This window comes from Candidatus Binatia bacterium (genome assembly GCA_036504975.1).
Classification (GTDB): domain Bacteria; phylum Desulfobacterota; class Binatia; order UBA9968; family UBA9968; genus JAJPJQ01.
On the sequence record DASXUF010000123.1, the window covers coordinates 1 to 3,922 of the forward strand.

Annotated in this window: 6 protein-coding genes; 4 read left to right on the forward strand and 2 right to left on the reverse strand. The window is 58.0% G+C overall.

Annotation, left to right across the window (positions count from 1 at the left end; all coding sequences use genetic code 11):
- On the forward strand, positions 1-550 hold a 550-nt coding region (locus VGL70_16455; protein HEY3305117.1), incomplete at its 5' end, for an ABC transporter ATP-binding protein.
- 37 nt (positions 551-587) lie between these two features.
- Here VGL70_16455 and VGL70_16460 read toward each other — a convergent pair.
- A complete protein-coding gene (locus VGL70_16460; protein ID HEY3305118.1) occupies positions 588-1,502 on the reverse strand; it encodes a CPBP family intramembrane glutamic endopeptidase in 915 nt (304 codons plus the stop codon).
- A 40-nt stretch (positions 1,503-1,542) separates the two neighbouring features.
- Here VGL70_16460 and VGL70_16465 point away from each other — a divergent pair, with 40 nt between their 5' ends.
- Genes VGL70_16465 through VGL70_16475 form a run of 3 tightly spaced genes read left to right on the forward strand, consistent with a single transcriptional unit; the run spans position 1,543 to position 3,639 of the window.
- A complete protein-coding gene (locus tag VGL70_16465) occupies positions 1,543-2,283 on the forward strand; it encodes an SDR family NAD(P)-dependent oxidoreductase (protein ID HEY3305119.1) in 741 nt (246 codons plus the stop codon).
- A gap of 50 nt (positions 2,284-2,333) precedes the next feature.
- Positions 2,334-2,606 (forward strand): hypothetical protein, encoded by a 273-nt coding sequence (locus VGL70_16470; protein ID HEY3305120.1) that lies wholly within the window; start codon positions 2,334-2,336, stop codon positions 2,604-2,606.
- 37 nt (positions 2,607-2,643) lie between these two features.
- On the forward strand, positions 2,644-3,639 hold the full coding sequence (locus tag VGL70_16475) for an ABC transporter substrate-binding protein (protein HEY3305121.1): 996 nt from the start codon (positions 2,644-2,646) through the stop codon (positions 3,637-3,639).
- A gap of 93 nt (positions 3,640-3,732) precedes the next feature.
- Here the strand turns inward: VGL70_16475 and VGL70_16480 are convergent.
- On the reverse strand, positions 3,733-3,922 hold a 190-nt coding region (locus VGL70_16480; GenBank protein HEY3305122.1), incomplete at its 5' end, for a hypothetical protein.

The window sequence follows — 3,922 nt, forward strand, 5'->3', positions numbered from 1 at the left end:
CCGCCGGCTGCACGAAGAATTCCGCATCACGACGATTTACGTAACGCACGACCAGGCCGAGGCGATGGTGACGTCCGATCGGATCGCCGTGATGCATCTGGGAAAAATCATGCAGGTGGGAAATCCGGAGGAAATCTTCGAGCGCCCTAAGAGCCGCTTCGTCGCGGAGTTCATCGGCAAGACGAACATTCTCAGCGGCAGGTTGGAAGACAGCCGCACCGTCGCTCTGGGTGACGGGCTCCGCCTTCAAATCGCTTCTAGTGATAATTTTCGCGCGGGCGCGGAGGTCGGCGTCTGCATCCGGCCGCACAGCATTGCGCTCGAAGCGAGCGCTTCCAATGCCGAAGAGTCGCGTCAGAAGGGCAATAATTTATTTTCCGGAATCATCCAGCGCCGCATCTACTTTGGCGAAGCCATCGACTACACCGTCGAGCTTCCCGCTCAACGCCTGAATCTTCGCGTCGTCGCGCCTCCGTCGCGTCGCTACGAGCCAGGGCAAAAAATCTTCGCGCTCGCCCATCCATCCCACTGCGTGCTGGTGGGAGATTAAATTGATTGTAGGGGCGCGATGAATCGCGGCCTTTCTCTTATAACCCTCTCCCTTCCCTCTCCCTGCGAGGGAGAGGGTTAGGGTGATGGCGCGTCAGGAAGTGAACGACGACGCCGACAGCAAGGATTCCTATCCAAGTCACCACACCGCTAACGATTTTTGGGTCGGTCGAGCCGAAAGCCCAGCCCAAGTCGCCGCGCTGAAATTCGCCGTAGACACGCATGGTTTTGAGCGCGAAGACCCACCCGGCATGCAGACCGATCGAAAGATAAAGCGCCCGCGTGCGGAAGAATGCGTAACTCAGGACCAGGCTGATGATAAAGAGACCGATAAGACCGGGCAAAATCTCTGCCGGATTTAAAAACGGCTGCAACGATTCGCCGAGAAAACGCACCCCCGCCAGCGGATCGAGACCGCTCACTGAAAATTTCTCCGGCGGCTTGGGGAAGTGTACCGCGGCGTAGAAGAGATTGGCCGCCGCAAAGGCGGTCGTCCGCCGGGTATCTTCGAGCAGTCCTTTGAAGAGCATGCCGCGGAAGAATAACTCTTCGAGGAATCCGACCATCAGCGCCGTCATCAATGCCTTGACCGACCATCGAAGCGAGTCCTGGAAAGCGTGAAAGAAGCCGGGCGTGAAAATCCCGGCTAGCGACATGAGAAGACCGAGCACGGCCATCGAAGCGACGGCTACGGCGAAGCCGCGGAGCAAATCCAGATAACCCCGTTGCAACGGCCCAAGTCCCGCTTCCGTCAAGAACTGCCTACGAAGCAGCGAACGAGTGGAGAGAATGAGCGCCGAGGCGGTGGCTATAAACACCGGTCCGAAAATCTCAGCAAACTCCGGTTGCGTATCGAAAACCGAATTCCACAGAACGGCGACCCATGGACTGATAACGGCCGCCACGGCGAGTGCGATGAAAAGGAAAAGAAGCAGCTTTTGATAATTTTTCAAAGAAGAATCCTTTCCCTGACTATGGTATAGCTTCGGTGAAATGGCAAACAATCTATCGGGAAAACTCGACGGCAGGATAGCTTTAATCACCGGCGCGAGCCGCGGCATCGGCAAGGCGATCGCGCGCGCCTACGCGAAGGAAGGCGCGAAGGTTTTTATCTGCGCGCGGCGGCGCGCACCGCTGGCTCAAGCGGCGCGCGAAATTCGCGCCGGCGGCGGCGAAGTCGCGTTTCTCGCCGCGGATTTCAGCAAAGCAACCGACGTCAAGCGGGTGGTCAAAGAGGCGCGGCGGCGCTTCGGGACGATTCACATACTCGTCAACAACGCCAGCCTCCTCGGCCCACGCGTGCCCGTAGTGGAGTATCCTCTCGCTGAGTGGGAAAAAGTCCTCAAAGTAAATCTCACGGCGCTTTTTTTACTGACGAAAGAAGCGCTGAGCCTGATGATCCCGCAGCGGGAAGGCTCGATCATCAACGTCTCTTCCGGCGTCGGGCGCGTTGGCAAGGCGCGCTGGGGCGCGTATGCCGTCTCCAAGTTCGGCGTGGAAGGATTCACGCAGGTGTTGGCGGAAGAGCTGAAAGAACTGAATGTCCGCGCGAACGCGGTCAATCCGGGCGGAACCCGAACCGAGATGCGCGCCGCGGCCTATCCGGATGAAGACCCTCTAACGCTGCCCACGCCGGAAGAGATCACCGGCGTTTTCGTTTATCTCGCTTCGTCCGAATCCGCAGGCGTCACCGGAAAATCTTTCGACGCGCGCGATTGGATCAACAAACGTTGACGAAGAGAGCCGTTTCTTATAAAAATGCCTAAACGTTTGAGGGAGGCTCGATGAAGACTAATGCTTGGATTGCGATCGCGGTGGGGGCTTTCATCGTCGGCATACTTTTCGGTTATGCCATTTGGGGATCGCGCGCCGGGCGGCTGGCGGACACCGAAAAAGAGCTGAGCGCGGCCCAGACTCAGGTCGGCGATCTCAAGAAAAAGGTGGCGGATACCGAGACCAACCTGGGAAAAGTCACCAACGAAAAGCTCAGCATGGAAAAGGATATGGCCGACATGAAAGAGGCGATGGAAAAAGCGTCCAAGACAAAACGCCGCTAGTCCGGACATACCGGACATAGAGGTGACCGTGAGAAAAATGAAATTCGCTCGCTGCATCCTCGCCGTTGCAGGAATTTGGCTGCTCTTGCCGTATTGCGCCGCCGAGAGCCAGGAGCTCAAACGGATCAAGATCGGCTATCCGGCGATCGCCACCAACCAGATCCATATCTGGGTCGCGAAAGATGCCGGCCTGTTTAAACGATACGGCCTCGACGCGGAACTGATCTTTTTCCGGGGCGGACAACTGGCGACGCAAGCGCTGGTCGCCGGCGATCCGCCGATCGTCAACATCGGCACCGTCGTCCAGGCGGGCCTCCAGGGCCACGACCTGGTGCTCATCGCCTCTTCCGAGAACGCCTACGCCTACTCGGTCGTCGCGCGCCCGAGCTTCGGCAAGGTCGAACAACTCAAGGGCAAGAAGCTGGGCGTCAGCGGCTTCGGCTCGGCGTCGCACAACGCCGCGCTCATTTTATTGCGCAGATTGAACCTGGAGCCGAACAAGGACGTGGCGATACTCGTCGCCGGCCCGACGGTCGAGCGCTTGGCGGCGATCGACGCCGGCAGGATCGACGCGACGCTGCTCACGCCGTCGGAAATTCCACGCGCCAAGAAGCAGGGCCTGGTCGAAGTCTTCGACATGATGGACCTCGGCCTCGAAGTTCAAGGTAACGGCTTCGCCACTACGCGCTCGTTTATCAAGAAAGACCGGGACGCCGTCAAGTCCGCGCTCAAAGGTTACGTCGAGGGGATCAACTATATCTATAGCAAAAGAGACGAGAGCAAAAAGATCATCGCCAAGTACATGCGCACGAACGATCCGGAAATTCCCGACGCGGCCGTCGGCTGGTTCGCCAGAAAAGTCGCCAAGAAACCTTACCCGACGCTCAAAGGAATTCAATTTCTGCTCGACGAATTCGCGCCGCAAATTCCCCAGGCGAAGAACGCCAAGCCGGAACAGTTCGTGGATGTGAGCCTGCTCCAGGAACTGGAGAAAGAAGGCTTCTTCACGGAAATGGCGAAGCGCTACCCGTGAAAATGGAGTATTGGAGTACTGGAGTCTTGGAGTATTGGGTCTTTAAATCCATTACTCCAGCACTCCACCGCTCCATTACTCCAGGTATTTTTTTCACCGCCTAAAGCCGCCGAAGACGGCTCTCTTGTCGTCCTTCCAGAAACATCTCACGTCGCTGAATCCCGCCGCCCGCAGCAATCCAAGCTGGTCGTCTAAGGGAGGCCGCTGCCGATCGAAATTCAGGAAGCAGCCTCCCGGCCGCACCAGCGGAAGAACCTCCCGGTAAATTTCCCCGACGGTTTCC